Below are 18,203 nucleotides of genomic sequence, written 5' to 3' on the forward strand. Positions count from 1 at the left end.
TGCAAGCAATAGTATCATCCGATCCTATCAGGCTTTCTTTACAATTCCATTATCTGCCCAAAAGCGCCCCGATGTTTTTACTTCATTGCGAATAGCGTAATTCTTTTTCCATGTTTCTGGGTTGTCATAGGCGCGTGGGTGGTCGAGGTGTAGGCAATTTACGCTGTAGCGAACTTGCTTGCCTTTTAGCCCGTGGTTGTAGAGCCTCTCGCCGAGTTCGCGATCCAAGCCGCCGTATTGCATGTCTTCATTAAACCCATTGCAGGCTTTTATGTCTGCAGTCCAGGTTGAGCTGTTCATGCCATTCCAAGTGGCCTTGGTCGGGGTTATTGCATTGAGCAATCGTTTTAGCTGAGTATTTTTGGTTAGCTTCCACAATTTATGATTGGCGGGTTGTCCGTGTCGTTTTAACCAATCTACATTGAAAATAACACCGGTTTTAATGTCTTCTTGGGTGATGGCTTGAGAAACGGGCGTGGTGAGTTTTACATAGCCGCCTGAAAGAAAGTGCCCAGGTGCAGCGAGTGATTGATGCAGTTTAATAAAGTGCGGTTCAGGTACGCAGTCGCCGTCCGTAAAAATTAAATAGTCGCAGGTGCTTTGGGCTATAGCTTTATTGAGTATTTGGCACTTCTGGAAACCCTTATCTTCATGCCAAATGTGTTCTATTCGTAATTTCCCGCGCGCCTGAAACATTTCAATAACGGCGCGAGTTGCTTCTCCCGAGCCATCATCTGCAATAATGGTGGTGAAGTCAGCAGTGGTTTGCGCTTCGTAACCCCAGAGGACTTTTTTGAGCCACTCGGGGGAGTTGTAGGTGGTGATTACAACGCCGATAGATTCAGGTTTCATGGGGCTACGCTCGTGTCTGCTGGGCTGAGTGTTTGGGTGGAATTTAGTTTGTTTTGCAGTTCTTGCCATACCTTTTCGGCGCTAACTCCGCTCATGCATTGTGGCGTTGCATTGCTGTTTTCTGGCAGCCATTTGCACTGACGTTTGTGGCAGGGCATGCATTGTAATGCAGGGTTTAAACTCAAATTTAAGGTATGTTCGCCAATGAGCCCGACCTTGGTAGGTGATGTGGGGCCATAAATTGCAATGGTGGGAATTTCTAATGCACCAGCTAGATGCGAAAATCCAGTATCCAAGCCTACCACTCCCGCTGCCGATACGAGTTTTTCGGCAATGCCGGTAATGCTCATGCGCTCGCTTGGCCGCGTTGCTTGTGGGCAGTGGTCAATAATTTGCTGAGCTATGTCTTGCTCTTGTTGGCTGCCCCAAATAATTTCCACATCAAAGCCGGCGGCTATGGCCATGGTGGTAAGCTGTTGCCAGTGGCTTGTGGCCCATAGTTTGGTGACCCAGCTGGTGCCAATAATAAAAATTAATTTGCGCGGGTTTTCGGCAATATGAATGAAGTTTTGGTTAATGCCAAAATTTAAGGTTTCGCTGGGTGTGTAATAAAATATTTTGCCGAATAGTTGGCGAGTGCGTTGCACTGCATGCCGATCTTTGCCTATTTTGTAACGTGATTGATAAAGCCAGTGACTGATTGCCTCGCGCGATGAGTCTTTGTGATAGCCATGAATACCTTTGTGTTTGGCGCAGCGCGCTACAAGGGCACTTTTTAGTAAGCCTTGCGCATCAACAACATAGTCATAGGTTTCTTGTTGTAAGGCGAGCTTCCAGTCTTTGAATTCGCGCCAGCTGCTGAGCTTTCGCTCTTTGAGCCAGTGGCGCAATTTTATGGGAATGACCTTCGTTACTGCTGGGTGCCAGGCCGCAATTTCTTTAAAGCTGTCTTCGACTATCCAGTGTATTTCCGCGTCAGGGAAGTGCGCTTTTAAATCCGAAATGGCGGGAAATGTGTGAAAGATATCGCCCATGGAGGACATTTTAACAATCAAAATTTTCATCGGCGATTCTTGTGCTAGCGAGGCAGAAAAGGCGAGCGCTTGGGGGCGGCGCTCACTGGAGATTACTGATAATCCTTATAGGATTTTTCTTCAATTAATTCAGAGCCAAATGCGAGATTAATATCCTTTTTTACCGTGGCGCGTTTGTCATTGGTGACATAAACAGCGCGCGCGAGTTGAATAAACTTATCGCTAAAGTCTTTGGCGTATTCACAGTCGCGGATATCGTCTTCAATAATCCACAACTCTTGATTGATATCCTTGAGCGCCTGCTGCAGCGGAGCTAGTTTCGCTACGCCTTCGCCATCAAGCAGGCTGGCTACTTTCTCGTTGAGAATGGTGAGTTCATGGGTGACATTTTTAAGCTTGGCGGCATCGCTAATATTCACCGCTTTAATTTCTAAAATGGTAATTTTATCGATTAATTCGCCAAGGGAGATTGGAGCTTGAATCAGCATTGCAGTGCTCTCATGTGGTTTTTAAAGTTTTCTGGGTGTCGTTTGATGGCGGCTATCTTAGCAAATTCGCTCTGGGCTGTGGGTGATTTTCCAATAGTTTAGGTGTTGAATTGACCATGACTATCTTCTCATGTTGGTGGGATATGGCTTAGTTGCAGGAACTGGTTGGCATGTATTCTGGGTTGGCTGGTTCGCTCTGGCTAACAAATGTACTTATCCATCGTGCTTCTCGATCTGCTTCTCTGTTTTTTTGGGGAGGGCATGTGCAAAACTAGGGTGGGCAACGTGCTACAAAGGATTATTACAAGAAGTGTAGGGACAATTTAATTTGTTGGGCTCATTTTGGGGGTTTTGTAAGGTAACGCGCTGAAGGAGTGTGACGAGATGGTAGATGGCGCACGCTAGGTCGCCGCTCGTTATTTTTCTTTGCTAAAGCGTATAATGCCCGCCTTTCTTTTATTTGCTCTATTTTAATCATTATCTTGTCGATTGTATAAAGGCCCATTCATGTCTGAAGTTCGCACCCGTATTGCTCCATCGCCCACTGGCGACCCGCACGTAGGCACCGCTTATATAGCGCTGTTCAATCTCTGTTTCGCTCGCCAGCATGGCGGTAAATTCTTACTGCGTATTGAAGATACCGATCAAACCCGCAGTACGCCTGAATCTGAGCAGGCGATTTTAGATAGCATGCGCTGGCTGGGTTTGGAGTGGGATGAGGGCCCCGATGTAGGCGGCCCGCACGGCCCTTATCGTCAGAGCGAACGTATGGATATTTATGGTAAATACGCCATGGAATTGGTGGAAAAAGGCCACGCTTTTTATTGTTTCGCTACCGCTGAAGAGCTGGATCAAATGCGCATTGAGCAGCAGGCGCGCGGTGAAACACCAAAATATGATGGTCGTGGCTTGCAGCTTTCTGAGCAGGACGTGCAGGGCAAGTTGGCGGCCGGCGAGCCCTATGTTATCCGCATGAAAATCCCGGAAGAGGGCACTTGTGTCATAGATGACATGCTGCGCGGCACGATTGAAATTGAGTGGTCGCAAGTGGATATGCAGGTGCTGCTCAAGGGCGACGGCATGCCCACCTATCACCTCGCCAACGTGGTGGACGACCACCTCATGAAAATCACCCATGTGATTCGCGGTGAAGAGTGGATTAACTCCGCTCCCAAGCATTTAAAACTCTACGAATACTTTGGCTGGCAGGCACCAGTGCTCTGCCACCTGCCGCTGCTGCGTAATCCTGATAAATCCAAACTCAGCAAACGCAAAAACCCCACCAGCATTCTCTACTATAAGCGCATGGGCTTTTTGCCGGAGGCAATGCTCAACTATCTGGGGCGCATGGGCTGGTCTATGCCTGACGAGCGCGAGAAGTTCACTCTTGCTGAAATGCAGGAACACTTCGACATCAAGCGCGTTTCTCTTGGCGGCCCGATTTTCGATGTAGAAAAACTCAGCTGGCTCAACAGCCTCTGGATTCGCGAAAACTTCAGTGTCGAGCAGCTCGCCGAGCGCCTGCACGATTGGGCGCTCAATAAAGACATGCTTATCAAAGCATTGCCTCACGCCCAATCGCGAATGACGACCCTCAGCGATTTCGCGCCCCTAGTTGGGTTTTTAGTGAGTGGCATGATGCCGCTCAGTGAAGCCAGTTTTACTGGTAACAAGTTGGAGCTGGACAAGCAAAAAGAATATCTGCAATTTGCCCTTTGGCGCATGGAAGCCCTGCGCACCTGGGAGCGCGATACTTTGTTTGGCGAGCTCAAACTGCTCGCCGATCAAATGGGCATCAAGCTCAAGGACGCGCTCGCGCCCATTTTTGTCGCCATTGCAGGTACTACCGCATCCTTTTCAGTGGTGGACTCAATGGAAATTATCGGCCCAGACATGAGCCGTGCTCGCCTGCGCCACGCCGTCAACAGCCTTGGTGGCTTTGGCAAAAACAAACAAAAAGACTTAGAAAAGGTCTACAACAAGCTCGGCGTAGTAGTTGATGATGCGGCGGTTAATCCTTAACCACTTGATTTAACGACGAAAACTGCAAGGTGTTCAGCTTAGTTTTTGCTTGACACCCTGCTTCTCGCTACTTACAATGCGCGCCACTTGGACAGGACGTCAAAGAATTTGGGGCTATAGCTCAGCTGGGAGAGCGCAACACTGGCAGTGTTGAGGTCAGCGGTTCGATCCCGCTTAGCTCCACCAAATTATCGTTGTAAATCAACAACTTAAAAAGCCCGCTTAATAGCGGGCTTTTTTGTTTCTGCAATTTAAGTCCATATTAAGTCCAAAATTTTCTTTGACTGATTATTTGATTGAATAAATAAATTAATAGTCGTTGTATGTTTGTCGGTCGGTGAGTAATATGCACTCCGGCGCTTGTAGCCAACTGGTGCCGGACAAAGAAAGCTTAGCGATACTTAAAATACTTAAAATACTTAAAATACTTAAAATACTTAAAATACTTAAAATACTTAAAATACTTAAAATACTTAAAATACTTAAAATACTTAAAATACTTAAAATACTTAAAATACTTAAATTCTATCTAAATACTCAAATCCTATCTAAATACTCAAATCCTATCTAAATACTCAAATCCTATCTAAATACTCAAATCCTATCTAAATACTCAAATCCTATCTAAATACTCAAATCCTATCTAAATACTCAAATCCTATCTAAAAAGTAATGATTACTTGATTAGCAATAAGCAAAGCATTGTCCGGCTTTAACTAATCTCTGAAGTGAGATATGTGTATGAAGCTATCCTTTAATTTTTTGGCTAGATATGGAAAATTGATACTTTCCATTAGTGTCAGTTTCGACAGGGCACCATCGGAATCGTCTGAAAGCAATTAATATTGGCCTGCCTTCGGGCAGGCTTTTTTACGTACGTGATGTCTATTTGGCATATGCTTCACTTGATAATATTCAAAGCGCCCAAAAATGTGCTGATCAGAGTTTATGCCGACTGATGACATAAAGTGGTTCGTCTGCTACGCTCTTTATCCCTCTTTGGTGTTTCGCTAAATGTAAATCTCAATTGATAATTGCAGGCGTTTTGCAGCATTCTGTTGCTGCATTTTTCTGGAGCATACTGCTAGCAACATAGTTTTAGAATGTAGTATTTGAACGCAGAAAATTTTGATGATGTCGTTAATTTAAGGGTTATATGGTTATTGGTGTTTTAGTGTGGAGTGATATCAATAGTTTTTTCGGTGGGAGTTCAAGTTAATGTCAATTCTGCAAGGTGTTGGTGGTCAGATGGATAACGATAATCTTTTTATTGAACAAGCTGAATATATTAGCCCTTCAGAATTCATTCAATGGTCAAGCGATCATCCCAATGAGGATGTCATTTTAAAAAAGTTAACGCAATCTGGCGCTAAATTACTAAGCGGGCCGCGAGGCTGCGGAAAAACCACTCTCATGCTTAAGGCCTATAATAAGCTCAATGTTAAGGGGGCTGGCGGTGCGCTCCCTGTTTATGTGAATTTCAAATCTTCATTAAAATTAGAGCCAATATATAGAAGTAAAGCCAATGGCGGTTTTTGGTTTTCTCAGTGGATGTATCTAAAGGTCTATGAGGGGATGTATAAAAGCTTAAAAGATTTTAATGCTTTAGGAAAAATAAATTTTAAAATAGCTATTAAGGACGTTGAACGGATAATTAGTTTTCTGGAACTTGGAGAAATTGTTAAGGTCGATTCAAAGGGTTGGGATCTGTCTCCGTATGATTTGGAGGGCGATATAAATGCCGCTATGGAAAAGACAAATAAATCAAGGTGTGTATTGCTTCTTGATGATGCGGCGCATGCTTTTTCTCCTGAGCAGCAACGTGATTTTTTCGAATTTTTCAGAAAAATAAAAAGTCGAACCATATCTCCGAAAGCTGCAGTTTATCCAGGGGTGACCAATTTTTCTCCGACTTTCAACATAGGGCATGACGCGGAAGAAATAAATGCATGGGTTGATCCTGAGGATGTAAATTATTCCTCGTTCATGTCTTCAATGTTGGTTAAGCGGCTTCCGGCAGAGGTGTATAAAAAAATATCGTTTGAAAGCTCTCTGCTAAAAGTTATGTGTTATGCATCCTTCGGTATACCAAGAATCCTTTTAAATATGGTAAGAAATATTTATGTGGAGGAGAGTGTTGATGGGCTTTGCACGTATAAAACAAAATTTTCAAAATCAAATGTGCTAACACAAGTTAAACAAAGTCATAGAAGTGCAATGGCTGTTTATTTATCCTTGGAGCAAAAATTACCGACTTACAAAAGTTATATTGGTGAGGGTCGTTTGGTATTTGCTAGAATGGTTGAGTTGATAAAAGTCTATAATAAAGACAAAAGAGTTGATCGAAAAAGCATAACCTTAGCCATTAAAAAAGAATTAAGTTCAGATTTAAAAAAAATATTGGGGTTTTTTCAGTACGCTGGACTTGTGAGCTATAAAGGACAAATTAGTAAGGGAGAAAAAGGGGTTTTCGATCTCTACTTAATTAATCTCTCAGCTCTTATTGAAAATAATGCAATTTTAGTTACAGCTTCAGTAAAAATAGATGATATTGCTGTAGCGCTAGAAACCAGAAATGCGCATGAATATACGCGAACGCAAACAGACTTTCTTCTTCCCAACAGTCAGAGCGATCTTAAATTGAGTATGCCTCCATGCCAAGTGTGTGGGTTGGAGAGAAGTAGTGATGAAGCAAGGTTTTGTTATGGTTGCGGGGCACCGCTAAAAGCTGCCTCCATTTATGAAAAGCTCGTTGCACAAGATATTGACTTATTACCGCTTACTCAGACGAGGCTGAAATCAATAAAAAGTAATTCGAGTATACGAACAATTCGAGATATTTTGCATGATATTGGCCATAAAGAGCTTCTTTCTGTGCCGCAAGTAGGTAGCTATTGGGCGGCTAGGATCTACAATTTTGCTGAGGAGTATATTTCCTAATGGCTGATTGGAAACAAGCTGTAAGCGCTAATGCTTCAACTGTAACGATTAGGGATATAACTAAATATATTTCTAATTCTACTTTAAATAAGAGCCCAATTGATGAGTTTTATACTGGTAGGAATCTGCTTTTAACCGCAATAACTCCTAGTTATGCTGCCGCTAGCCCAGCAGTAATACCCTTAATTTTAGTTGGACTGATATCCCTCACGGAAAATTATTTTAGGGGGATTTTAGCAGGGACTATTCGCTTGTGCCCTATGGCCAAACAAAAGAGCGCAAATAAACCGCTCAATTTGGCTACAGCATGGTTCGGGTACGGAGAGCTAGAAAAAGGGGCGTTTGAAAATACCTCCTTTTCAGATGCCGAAACAGTGCGTAAAAGTTTTACAAATTTACTCGGGTACAACATTGCAAGTAATAGTCAAATTTCTACTCCATTGGATGAGTTTGATAGGCTTTGCGAGTTGCGTCATGCTATTGTCCACAGTGCTGGCTTGTTAGCGGGAAAGAATGCAGTAAATTTACAGCTGCCGAATTCTAAAAATCCCGTAAAAATTGTAGTTGGTTTTGCAGAACTTCAGGAAGCCGCAGATGTGTGTACTGCTCTAGTTTGCTCGGTGAATTTAGAGATTTTTGTTCATATATCTAAACGTTGGCATAATGAATGGCCTAGAATACCAGCATATAGATCACATAATTTCGACAAATTATTTAAAAGTATATGGGAACTTTTCCACTCAGAAATCGATGCTGCAAATAATATTTCGGGAGGGATGTTAACTCTAATTAAAACCCGAAACTTGATAATACGAACGAGAGCAACTTAATTCTATTATTGAAAGAGAAATGTTCAGGCTTAAGTTTATTTGCCGTACAGTTATTGACAGAACTCCAAGGGTGGCGCGTTCGCGCCCCCTAAAGCAAAACCCATCCCAAAGTCTTTTTTCTCATTTGTTAAATCCACAGGGCGAATAGACCATTCGCGCGTGTGGGTTTTAATGGTTTCAATTCCCTGATAACAAAGCCCGATTAATTTCTTAATAACTTCGCCGTATTTGTTGGGTGTTTCTTTGGCTACATGAAAGGCGCGAAGGGGTTGATCTTTGCGGGCTAGGGTTGCGCCGCCAGATAGCTCAACGTAGCTTTTAAAGTCGCCCTTATCGCAGGCCTCGACAATGGCGGCTAGATGTTCGCTGCCAATGCGCTCTAGTGTTTCTTGGGCTGCTTCTGATGTGGCAAAGCGGCGTGCTTCGCGCCATGCGGTTACGCTGGGGCCGCCAATAAATTGAAATTGACGAATATTCCAAATGGACGCCCACGCTCTAATGCGAATAGCGCTGTCTATGGCATCGTGACCATAGAGGTCTGCGCCTACATGTTCGCCGTCTATATTTTTGGCAATGTATTTGGCCACGTAACCTATGGCAGAGCCTTTGGCTGGGTCTATGTGCTCTACTTTTACTCTGCGCAATTCCGCGCCTGCTTCATGGGCATCTTCGGCAAGTGCATAGCGTTTAATGATTTGGGTTACTGTTTCAACTTGATTGGGTGCCATAAAAAACAGCATGTGCCAATGTGGGGTGCCGTCATGGTGTGGCTCTACTACGCGAATTCCGTAGGGCTGAATGCCTTCGTGTTTTAGTGCCGCACGAATACGCGCCCAAATTTTATTGAAATAGGCTTGAGTGTCGGCAGGTGTGGCGCCTTGGTATTTGGGGTTTGGCCTGCAGGGTTTTGAGTGATAGGCGTGATACTTGGAGGGGGCCGTCATGGTGTAGAAAATAGCGGCATTACCTTGGTCTTTGGCGTAGCCTTCAAAGCCCGCAATACGGGTCATTAATTCATTGCGGCGGTTTACTAGGTTAGAAACCCCACGTTTAGTTAAGTCCAACAAATTGAACACTTGGCCTAAATCATTCTCAGCTTCGAGCGAAGCCAAAATAGCCTCATTGCGCAGCCACTGCTGCCATTTGCGGGTTACACAAAAGGTGCTGGCGTAGATACCAGATTTTCGGTTAACCAACCCCAGCCCTATGTGTAGGCTTTCAAGGGTAGATTCTTGTAGTCGTCTTATTTGGCGGCGCCACCATACGGAATCGAACACGCGGGCAATCGCCCCGAGGATCTCTTCGTCGCTGGCTTGTTCCAAGTCTTTCACAGGTAAGCGAAAGCCAAAGGATGTAAGGCGAACTTGTACCATGGCGGCTGCTTTATACAAGCCAAAGCGCTTGATGTATCGAGCTGATAGGCCGGACATATTCAAAGAGCGCTGTTCAGCAAAACGCTTAACTTCTTCATCTGGTGAGTCTATGTAGATCCCTTGGAACCGCGCACCTAATACCAGCTTTTCGTTGTAGCACCTCAATTCATCATTCGCCGCGACATAGCCCTTGGCTTTGGCTGTGCGCACATAGTTCCTTGCCAGAGTTAGGCAAAGGAATGAATGAGCATCAAAAATCTTGGCTCGAAACTGGTGGCATTCACGGGTGCCATAGCCTTCGGTGATGGTTAAGGCTTCATCTGTCCAGAGTGACATAAGGCAGCCCTAACACTGCCCAAGGTGTTCAAGCTTCATGAAGTTATCAAGCCAGCGGTCTAAGTCTTCGCGTAGGTAGCGAACAGATCGACCGATCTTGATAAAAGGCGGGGCTGGGGTTCGGTTGTCGCGGTTGCCATCCATGCGGGATTGAGCCAAGAAAGAACGGCTCATGCCTATGTATTGTGATGCTTCAATTTCGGTAAGTGCTTTTGCTTGTATCTTGTTAGTCATGATTTGTCTCCAGTAGTTATCACTGGATACGGACTTTACAGCTCGGTTCGCTTAACCTGTCAATAGCCGTTTTTCGAGTTCGCTTAAGATTGTTCGGTCAAATAAGCCAACTTTAAGCAATATAATTCCACTATTTCGCTTAAAGTTAGGATGAGTTCGGTTGTGGTTCGCTTAAAAGTTGGGATGAGTTCGGTTGAAGTTTGGTTGGTTTTTAGGATGGTGAAAATAATCATGAATTAGGGTAAATAAATTCACGGTTTGGGTGAAATAGAGCAGTTGGTAGTGAAAAAGGGTGAATATTAAGTAGGTTGTTATTTCGGTTGTAGAGCCTAGGAAGCCCTAGCGCCAATTATATAGGTCTCTTTTTTGACCAAATTAGCCTGTAATATTGCTGCCAAAATTAGCTTTATTGAGTGGTGCTAAGCGGGAATAGCTTAAGTTGGTGCGTCTGTCAGCGCTTGATGTGTTTGTGGTTGTACATTAAGATGTACTAAATTATGTACGAATTTGAGGTTTCCTATGAGCACTAGCCCGATCTATGCGGAGCAAACAGTGTCTATTACTGATTTACGCAAAAGCCCTGCAAGTTACTTTAAAGGCGAGCCTGTGGCGGTTCTCTCAAATAATCGCACAGCGGGCTATATAGTACCCGCCGAGGTTTATCAGCATATGGTCAATATGATCGAGTTGGCCTATCCAGAAGGGCGTAGCCGTTTTCGCCCGTCCCGCGCGCGCTTGGATGCAATAGTGGCTGAGGGGAGCGAGTTGCTTATCAATGCCTCGCCTGCTGATTTGGGGCGCTTCTCTGAGTGAATTTATCCCTCATACTTAAGCTCTGTAGTGCATTGATCAAATTTGATTAACAAATCGCCTAGTATTTGTTAAACTTTAAGGAGCTAGTACGGGTCATAGATGTGCGTATTGCACATAATCCTGAAATCAAGCTGGTGGAGATAGTAAGATGGCAACAGCATCTTTTGATAAAACTTTCGTGGTAAGCAACAAGGCATCTATTGATAAGATTCGCCAAGATTTGGCGCATCCCCGCCAAATTGAAGTTCAGGTGCGCGATTATAAAGCGGAAAATGCCAAAGGTATTGAGCTATTAAAACAACGATTGTCCAACTCAGCAGCCTCCTAGAAGAGCTTGGTAAAGACGAAACTACCAAGCTGCTACAAGATTTTACCTGCCCACAAAACCTCGATGTTCAACGTTTTCTTACTCAGGATACTAAAGCAATTTGCTTTGAGAGAACTGGGCATGCCAGAACATATATTATCCTTGACGATGACACTGGCAATATTCTTGCCTATTTTGCTGTTACCTTCAAAGAGTTGCTTCTGTCTGACAAAAAAATCAGTAAAACACAAATAAAAAGCATTGATGGCATTTCAAAAAATGTTGAACGTATAAGTGCATTTCTAATTGGGCAAATTGGAAAAAATGCTTCTATTGAAAACAACCCAATTACTCTGCAATTAATATTGAATGAAATTTATAGTGTGGTTTCTGCGGCAAAGGCCTTGATCGGAGGCAGAATAATATTTTTGGAGTGTGATGATAGCAAAAGGCTAATTGAGCATTATCAAAATCATGGCTTCACGTTGCTTCAAGATGACAAGTCAGGGCTTCGAACAATGTATACAAATATTATCGAGCACCCCGCCGATAATTAACTGCATGCTGAATGGCAAGAAAATATTACCCAATAAGTGCAACAGCATCGGCTTTATGATCCGGCGCTAGATGCGCATAACGTAACGTAGTATTCAAATCAGCATGGCCACAAAGCTCTCTCACCGTATTTAGTGGGACACCCTTCATCACCAATTTAGACGCAAAGTCGTGGCGCATATCGTGCCAGCGAAAACTTGGAATTGCCGCAGCTTTCAAAATACTTGTCCATGAGTTTTTTACATTATCTAAGCGCTCTCCATTATCGGAAGGGAATACCCGCCCTATTTGATTGGGCGTTTGTGATTTCCAGTTAGAAATTGTACTGAAGGCAATAGGGCTCAATGGAACATGGCGCGTTTTGGAGGATTTAGCAATTTCGCCCCTTATGGTTAAAATCCGGCTATGAAGGTCAATATCACTCCACAGAAGATCAAATAGTTCGCCGCGTCTCATACCTGTTTTAAGGGATAGGGTGATCATTGGCGTCATGCGGTCGGCATAGGTGCATTGATAGAGATCTTGCATTAGTTCATAGCCGCGCTCTTGCCTAAATGTATTGCCCCTCGCTCTAGCGGCTTTAATATCTTCATCGCGATCTTTGAGCGCTTTAAAAAGTCGATGATCTTCATCTTCGCTTAAGTATCTCGCTTTAATTCCCGCATCCATTTTCAGAGCTTTAAGTTTTGCTAGTGGATGAGTGTCGATTATTCCCCAGTCCATAGCACGAGAAAGTGCGCCTCTTAGGGCGTTCATTACTCGATTAACTGTGGCGGGTTTTAAGCCGCTCATTATTTTGTCAGTGCGCAGGCGCTCTACTTGTTTAAGGGTGATTTCTGATAAGGGTAGGGGGAGTAGGTCGGGAAATGCGCGCCTGATGGTGTCGATGGTTTGCTGGCCGCTTTTTTGGTTGGTTAATGCCCAAGGGCGATAGTGAGTTGTTAGGTAGGCATCAAGGGTGTGCTTGAGTTTTTCTTTGGCAGCTCTTCTGCTGGTCGCTTTTTCACCTTGAATATCTTGGCCGCCGGACGCTTGCCCTGCATAGCTAAGTGCTTGGTCTCTTGCTTGTGCCAGAGTAAGACTAGAACCTAAAACGCCAATCTTGATTCGTTTCCTAGTTCCCGCATGAGTGCGATAACTAAAGTAGAAGGTTTTTCGGCCCGTTGGTTGAACGCGCATTAGGAAACCTTTGATCTCAGCATCGACCACTTCATAGGCTTTTTCTTGAGCGTCAAAACTCTTAACGCTGGCGGTAGAAAGTTTGGCTTGCATGGCTCCCTCTTGGACTTAAATGAAATTTAAGTCCATATTAAGTCCAAATTTATTGAATCGCAAGGAAAGCCAATATTTGTCAATGAACAAACATGAACTTATAAGTCATTGTATTAAAAGGATTTATTTTGTTTTTGGTGCTCTTTGTTGTTCATGGTTATTCGCTGTTATTTGGCCGTTTTTCACTCTGGCAGTGTTGAGGTCAGCGGTTCGATCCCGCTTAGCTCCACCAAATACTAAACCCGCGTTTCTCACGAAACGCGGGTTTTTTATTGAGGGTGAGTATTTGTCGTTGCTATGAAGTTAGGTGGGAGGGTGGCGCGGCGAAGTTGCCCTGATGACGGTTCTAAATGTTGTGCGCGCGGTTATCGCCACTATTGAAACTCATTCTTAAATTTTTCCTTTTTTATTCAATTCAAGTTTAAGCATGAGCCTTATTTTGTGTTTTCTGACTAATCATGAATTCTTCGTGCCAGTGATGGTGGGAATTTTTTAATCGCAGTAGTTGTTAGTCATATATGTTTTTTCTCTTCCAGTTTTCACTTTCCTCTGAAAACTGATCCCATTCTTTATTTACTGATTCTGGCGGAGTGTTAGAGGTGGCTTCTTTTTCGGGTATGTTGCCGGTTGCTACCGCTTTTTCTTCGAGTTTGACGAGTAGGTTGTCAAGTTGCAGTAATTGTTTGTCAAATCCACCGGCAGCATTCTCACTGATCAAGAGTTTGCGTGCTAGGGAGTAGTGGTGGATGGCGAGGCGTACTTTTCCTGCTTGCTGAGCTTGGCGGGCATTTATCAAATGGGTGTCTACTGCCATTTGTAATACTAAACGATTGATTTGTTCATTGTAGCTTTTGGTTTGTGCCTCATTGATGAGTTTCAGGGCTGATTGTTGATAGACAAATTTGCTGAGCTCTTTGAGTAGTTGGCGTGCTTCTTTTATTTGTTGTGGGTTCTCTAGTCGGGCTCGCTGTTTTTGCGCCCCTTCTTTTTGTGCGGATAATAAACTGGTGTAGTAGTTGAGTTGCTCCTGGTGTGTTGGGTCTTTTGTGTCTAATTGTATTAGTTTGTCGCAACAGTCGATTATGGCGCGATAAAGTAGGGTGGTTAGATCTGGCGGCAAGAAATCGGCTGGGAAGCTGGCAGCGAGATCTCGGAAGCCGTTGCGTCGTGCTTTCAAGGCGGTCGTGATGCGCAGGCGCCGCACTCTGCGTTTTTCAATGGAATGCGATATAAAAAGAAATCCTGCAAGTAATGCCAAAAGCAAGAAGACGGCGGCGATAATATAGGCAGACATGGGATTTATTTGGCCTTTTTGGCTAAAGGTTATTCAAAAGGTTTCGAGTCAGTATAGCAGCTATAAAAATGGCACCTAAACCTATAGAGGTTTTTTTAGTAAGTGAGCTAAGTGCTTGTTTCCGCTATTATAAAAAAAGAATTAAAAGTGTTGACAGCTGTGGCGTCGATCCATAGAATGCGCCCCACTTCTGCAGCAGATGCAACGCACGAGCTGAAGGAGGTTTCTGGGTCCCCATCGTCTAGTGGCCTAGGACACTGCCCTTTCACGGCGGTAACAGGGGTTCGACTCCCCTTGGGGACGCCATTTAGCGGGAATAGCTCAGTTGGTAGAGCACGACCTTGCCAAGGTCGGGGTCGCGAGTTCGAGTCTCGTTTCCCGCTCCAACTTCTCTGGTGTTATATGGAGAAGTGGATTAAAAAGTTTTTCGTTAGCGTAGTACGTTTTTCTGTGTTGTTTGCAGATCAAAATGTCCCCATCGTCTAGTGGCCTAGGACACTGCCCTTTCACGGCGGTAACAGGGGTTCGACTCCCCTTGGGGACGCCATTTAGCGGGAATAGCTCAGTTGGTAGAGCACGACCTTGCCAAGGTCGGGGTCGCGAGTTCGAGTCTCGTTTCCCGCTCCAGTTTTTGTAAGTCTTCTTTATATTTTAATGTCTTGGTGCTTCGGCGCCTTTTGGCATTTCCTTTTATTTGATTTTCACTTTTTTAATGTAGCGAATCATTGCGGTTAACGCGATATGATCCGCTTGGTTATGAATTTAGTATTTAAAGTATTCCCATGGTTTTTGCGCGAGCATCTTTGTAAGAGAAAGGTAGCTGTTGGGCTTCTGCGTCATGGCGTTGTTCGTCTAAGTTTTGGAATATGGCAATTTCTTCATCGGGCATATAGTGTAGGCAGTCGCCGCCAAAAAACCAAAAGAGATCGCGATACACCAGCGGCATAAGATGGGCGTAAGCAGAAACAATCTTGCACAGTAAGTCTTGTCCCTTGATTAAAAATTCAGAGTCCTTTGTGCTTTCTCCTAGCTGCTGTAATAGCGCGATAAACTCGCGATCATCTTGCGGGCAATCATCGCCAATAAATGGATATTGCTGGGCGATTTGGCGAGTCATGTCGCGCAGTAAGTTGAGGTGATAAGTATGATAGTCTTGCTCGTATACAGATGTTTGCATGTAATTTTCCAAACCCAATAACCTGATAGTGAAGGGCGCACTTGTCAGCGCCTTTGCGAGGGATTATGACACCAGCTCTTTCGATAAGAAACCTGCACAAAACGTACAACTCAAAATTTGAAGCCTTAAAAGGCATATCGCTGGATGTAATGCCTGGCGATTTTTTTGCTGTACTTGGCCCTAACGGAGCCGGAAAATCTACCACAATAGGTATTATTAGCTCGCTGGTGCGCAAAACGACGGGCAGTGTAGAGGTTTTTGGTAAAAATATTGATACAGACTTTTCGCAAGCGAAAAAATTTCTGGGTGTGGTGCCTCAGGAGTTTAACTTCAGCATGTTTGAAAAGGTTGAGGATATTGTAATTCAGCAGGCGGGCTTTTATGGTTTGCCTCGCAAGCAGGCGCAGGCGCAAACAGAAAAATACCTTAAAAAGCTAAGCCTATGGGATAAGCGCAGTACACCTGCGCGCATGCTCTCGGGCGGTATGAAGCGCCGCTTGATGATAGCGCGTGCGCTAGTGCATGAGCCCAAGCTGCTAATTTTGGATGAGCCTACTGCCGGTGTTGATATTGAGTTGCGGCGCTCTATGTGGGAGTTTTTACGCGAAATAAACGCGGCGGGCACGACGATTATTTTGACGACGCACTATTTGGAGGAGGCAGAAAGCCTCTGCCGTAATGTCGCTATTATTGATCAAGGCGTTATTGTGCAAAATACCAGTGTTAAAAATTTGCTGCAGCAGTTGAACAAAGAGGTGTTTATTTTTGATGTGCAGGGCGAATTGGTCGACGCACCGCAGCTTGTGGATTATAAAACTCAAAAAATTGACACTCATTCATTTGAGGTGGAAGTGGAGAAGGGGCGCTCTCTCAATCAGGTGTTTACGCAATTGAGTGTTTTGGGTTTAACAATTGTGAGTATGCGCAATAAGGCAAATCGGCTTGAAGAGATGTTTGTTGCCATGGTGGACGCCAACAAAAAAGCGACCTATAAGGCTGCAGTTAAAGAGGGCTCAAATAATGACCTTTAATGAACAATGGATAGCCTTTATTACAATATTGCGTAAAGAGATTAAGCGTTTTGCGCGGATATGGATTCAAACATTATTGCCCCCTGCTATCACCATGGTGCTGTATTTTGTAATTTTTGGAAAGTTGATTGGCAGTCGTATTGGTGATATGGGTGGTTTTAGCTATATCGAGTTTGTGGCGCCGGGATTAATTATGATGGCGGTGCTCACTAATTCTTACGCGAATGTATCCTCATCATTTTTTAGTGCGAAATTTCAGCGCAGCGTTGAAGAGATTCTTGTTTCCCCTACGCCAAATTACATTATTTTATTGGGTTATGTCATGGGCGGCGTGGCGCGTGGTTTAGCGGTGGGTTTAATTGTTACCCTGATGTCGCTTTTTTTTACTGACCTGCATATTCAGCATGGCTTTATTACAATATCTATTGTGTTAATGACATCGGTGTTATTTTCTTTGGCTGGGTTTATTAATGCTGTCTATGCCAATACCTTCGATGATATTTCTGTCGTGCCTACTTTTGTGTTGACGCCGCTGACTTATTTTGGTGGCGTCTTCTATTCGATCAATTTATTGCCTGAATTTTGGCAACAGGTTTCTGTATTTAATCCCATATTGCATATGGTGAATGCATTTCGATACGGTATGCTCGGTATTTCAGATGTTAATATTACTATGGCCTTCACAGGCTTGGCATTTTGTGTCGTTATACTGTTTGCTGTAGGCATGTATTTGTTGAAATCAGGTAAGCGTCTGCGCGCTTAAGTTTTGTATATGAAAGGGTTAGATTTATGCAGGTAAATCCGCTTGGCCAGCAGACAGAGTATGTGTCTGAATATGCGCCTCAGTTGCTCTTCCCTATAGTGCGTGCTGAGTCTCGCAGTCTCTTAGGTTTGGTGGGTGAGCTACCTTTTCATGGGGTGGATGTATGGACTGGCTATGAGCTGTCTTGGCTTGATTTAAAAGGTAAGCCTATTGTGGCGGTGGCAGAGTTTTTTATTCCTTGCTGCAGTGAATTTATTATCGAATCTAAATCGTTTAAGTTGTATTTAAATTCCTTGAATCAGAGTCGATTTGCCTCGCTCCAAGATGTGGAGCAGCTTCTGGCTCAGGATTTGTCTCGGGCTGCTGCTGCGTCAGTATCAGTTAATCTGCGTAGTTTGCAGACGCAGCGTATGAACGATAGTTTGGATGCGATTGTGAGTTTCGCAGGGCGTTGTATTGATGATATGGATATTTCAGTGTCGGTTTATCATCCTGAGCCTGAATTGTTACGCGAGGACGTGGGTTCTCGGCCGGAAGTGGTGACTGAAGCCTTGCATAGCCATTTATTAAAGACTAATTGCCCCGTTACGGGCCAACCAGATTGGGCAAGTATTGAGGTGAGCTATACTGGGGCTAAGATCCCAGAGGGAAACCTATTACGTTATTTAATTTCTTTTCGAGAGCACCAAGATTTTCATGAGCACTGTGTGGAGCGAATATTTTGCGATATTTTGCGTGAATGTGCACCGACTCAATTGAGTGTGTATGCACGCTATACGCGCCGCGGTGGGTTGGATATCAATCCCTATAGATCCACCGATAAAGGATTTGTGGTGCCGAAACTGCGTTTGTTGCGGCAATAATTATGTTTTCTCGGTGGTA

Annotated in this window: 17 protein-coding genes and 5 tRNA genes; 14 read left to right on the plus strand and 8 right to left on the minus strand. The window is 44.1% G+C overall.

Annotation, left to right across the window (positions count from 1 at the left end; all coding sequences use genetic code 11):
• Positions 1–27 precede the first annotated feature (27 nt).
• The 3 genes from AC0KUT_RS07860 to AC0KUT_RS07870 all read right to left on the minus strand — a co-directional run bounded on the left by AC0KUT_RS07860 (position 28) and on the right by AC0KUT_RS07870 (position 2,374).
• Complete coding sequence (locus AC0KUT_RS07860; RefSeq protein WP_488834895.1) at positions 28–852, minus strand: glycosyltransferase family 2 protein; 825 nt, start codon at positions 850–852, stop codon at positions 28–30.
• Entirely contained in the window at positions 849–1,916 is a 1,068-nt protein-coding gene (waaC, locus tag AC0KUT_RS07865; protein ID WP_488834896.1) for a lipopolysaccharide heptosyltransferase I, read from the minus strand. The genes AC0KUT_RS07860 and waaC overlap by 4 nt, the downstream gene beginning before the upstream one ends.
• A 62-nt stretch (positions 1,917–1,978) precedes the next feature.
• Positions 1,979–2,374, minus strand: a complete 396-nt coding sequence (locus tag AC0KUT_RS07870) for a DUF6165 family protein (RefSeq protein ID WP_488834898.1) — start codon at positions 2,372–2,374, stop codon at positions 1,979–1,981.
• A gap of 507 nt (positions 2,375–2,881) precedes the next feature.
• Here AC0KUT_RS07870 and gltX point away from each other — a divergent pair.
• The 4 genes from gltX (at position 2,882) to AC0KUT_RS07890 (ending at position 8,166) form a co-directional block, all read left to right on the plus strand.
• Positions 2,882–4,396, plus strand: a complete 1,515-nt coding sequence (gene gltX / locus AC0KUT_RS07875) for a glutamate--tRNA ligase (protein ID WP_488834899.1) — start codon at positions 2,882–2,884, stop codon at positions 4,394–4,396.
• A 110-nt stretch (positions 4,397–4,506) separates the two neighbouring features.
• Positions 4,507–4,582 (plus strand) — tRNA-Ala (locus AC0KUT_RS07880).
• 1,032 nt (positions 4,583–5,614) lie between these two features.
• Entirely contained in the window at positions 5,615–7,336 is a 1,722-nt protein-coding gene (locus tag AC0KUT_RS07885; RefSeq protein ID WP_488834901.1) for a hypothetical protein, read from the plus strand.
• Positions 7,336–8,166, plus strand: a complete 831-nt coding sequence (locus tag AC0KUT_RS07890) for a hypothetical protein (RefSeq protein ID WP_488834903.1) — start codon at positions 7,336–7,338, stop codon at positions 8,164–8,166. Before AC0KUT_RS07885 ends, AC0KUT_RS07890 begins: the two co-directional genes overlap by 1 nt.
• Positions 8,167–8,216: 50 nt before the next feature.
• On the opposite strand, the gene AC0KUT_RS07895 is transcribed toward AC0KUT_RS07890, so the two are convergent.
• Complete coding sequence (locus AC0KUT_RS07895) at positions 8,217–9,875, minus strand: replication endonuclease (RefSeq protein ID WP_488834905.1); 1,659 nt, start codon at positions 9,873–9,875, stop codon at positions 8,217–8,219.
• Positions 9,876–9,884: 9 nt separating this feature from the next.
• A complete protein-coding gene (locus AC0KUT_RS07900; RefSeq protein ID WP_488834907.1) occupies positions 9,885–10,109 on the minus strand; it encodes a helix-turn-helix transcriptional regulator in 225 nt (74 codons plus the stop codon).
• 519 nt (positions 10,110–10,628) lie between these two features.
• Here AC0KUT_RS07900 and AC0KUT_RS07905 point away from each other — a divergent pair.
• From AC0KUT_RS07905 to AC0KUT_RS07915, 3 genes are all read left to right on the plus strand, one after another.
• Positions 10,629–10,922 (plus strand): type II toxin-antitoxin system Phd/YefM family antitoxin, encoded by a 294-nt coding sequence (locus AC0KUT_RS07905; RefSeq protein ID WP_488834909.1) that lies wholly within the window; start codon positions 10,629–10,631, stop codon positions 10,920–10,922.
• 148 nt (positions 10,923–11,070) lie between these two features.
• Positions 11,071–11,250: a hypothetical protein gene (locus AC0KUT_RS07910; protein ID WP_488834910.1), complete on the plus strand. Its 180-nt coding sequence runs from the start codon at positions 11,071–11,073 to the stop codon at positions 11,248–11,250.
• Between the two features lie 194 nt (positions 11,251–11,444).
• Positions 11,445–11,786 carry a hypothetical protein gene (locus tag AC0KUT_RS07915; RefSeq protein ID WP_488834912.1) on the plus strand — a complete coding sequence of 114 codons (342 nt, stop codon included), beginning with the start codon at positions 11,445–11,447 and terminating at the stop codon, positions 11,784–11,786.
• A 25-nt stretch (positions 11,787–11,811) separates the two neighbouring features.
• On the opposite strand, the gene AC0KUT_RS07920 is transcribed toward AC0KUT_RS07915, so the two are convergent.
• Positions 11,812–13,056: a site-specific integrase gene (locus AC0KUT_RS07920; protein WP_488834914.1), complete on the minus strand. Its 1,245-nt coding sequence runs from the start codon at positions 13,054–13,056 to the stop codon at positions 11,812–11,814.
• 508 nt (positions 13,057–13,564) lie between these two features.
• Positions 13,565–14,350: a hypothetical protein gene (locus AC0KUT_RS07925; RefSeq protein WP_488834916.1), complete on the minus strand. Its 786-nt coding sequence runs from the start codon at positions 14,348–14,350 to the stop codon at positions 13,565–13,567.
• A 230-nt stretch (positions 14,351–14,580) separates the two neighbouring features.
• On the opposite strand from AC0KUT_RS07925, the gene AC0KUT_RS07930 reads away from it, so the two are divergent.
• The 4 genes from AC0KUT_RS07930 (at position 14,581) to AC0KUT_RS07945 (ending at position 14,977) form a co-directional block, all read left to right on the plus strand.
• Positions 14,581–14,656 (plus strand) — tRNA-Glu (locus AC0KUT_RS07930).
• A gap of 4 nt (positions 14,657–14,660) precedes the next feature.
• Positions 14,661–14,736, plus strand: a tRNA-Gly gene (locus AC0KUT_RS07935).
• 85 nt (positions 14,737–14,821) lie between these two features.
• Positions 14,822–14,897, plus strand: a tRNA-Glu gene (locus AC0KUT_RS07940).
• 4 nt (positions 14,898–14,901) lie between these two features.
• Positions 14,902–14,977, plus strand: a tRNA-Gly gene (locus AC0KUT_RS07945).
• Between the two features lie 142 nt (positions 14,978–15,119).
• Here AC0KUT_RS07945 and AC0KUT_RS07950 read toward each other — a convergent pair.
• Complete coding sequence (locus AC0KUT_RS07950; protein ID WP_488834917.1) at positions 15,120–15,527, minus strand: PA2817 family protein; 408 nt, start codon at positions 15,525–15,527, stop codon at positions 15,120–15,122.
• A gap of 65 nt (positions 15,528–15,592) precedes the next feature.
• Between AC0KUT_RS07950 and AC0KUT_RS07955 the strand changes: the two genes are divergently transcribed.
• From AC0KUT_RS07955 to queF, 3 genes are read left to right on the plus strand one after another with little or no spacing between them, the layout of a single operon-like run.
• Positions 15,593–16,558, plus strand: coding sequence for an ABC transporter ATP-binding protein (locus AC0KUT_RS07955; protein WP_488834918.1), 966 nt, complete (start codon positions 15,593–15,595; stop codon positions 16,556–16,558).
• A complete protein-coding gene (locus AC0KUT_RS07960) occupies positions 16,548–17,321 on the plus strand; it encodes an ABC transporter permease (RefSeq protein WP_488834920.1) in 774 nt (257 codons plus the stop codon). Before AC0KUT_RS07955 ends, AC0KUT_RS07960 begins: the two co-directional genes overlap by 11 nt.
• A 26-nt stretch (positions 17,322–17,347) precedes the next feature.
• Positions 17,348–18,184, plus strand: a complete 837-nt coding sequence (gene queF / locus AC0KUT_RS07965) for an NADPH-dependent 7-cyano-7-deazaguanine reductase QueF (protein WP_488834922.1) — start codon at positions 17,348–17,350, stop codon at positions 18,182–18,184.
• Positions 18,185–18,203 lie beyond the last annotated feature (19 nt).

The sequence above is a fragment of the Cellvibrio sp. 25HG11W-0 genome (assembly GCF_057815475.1).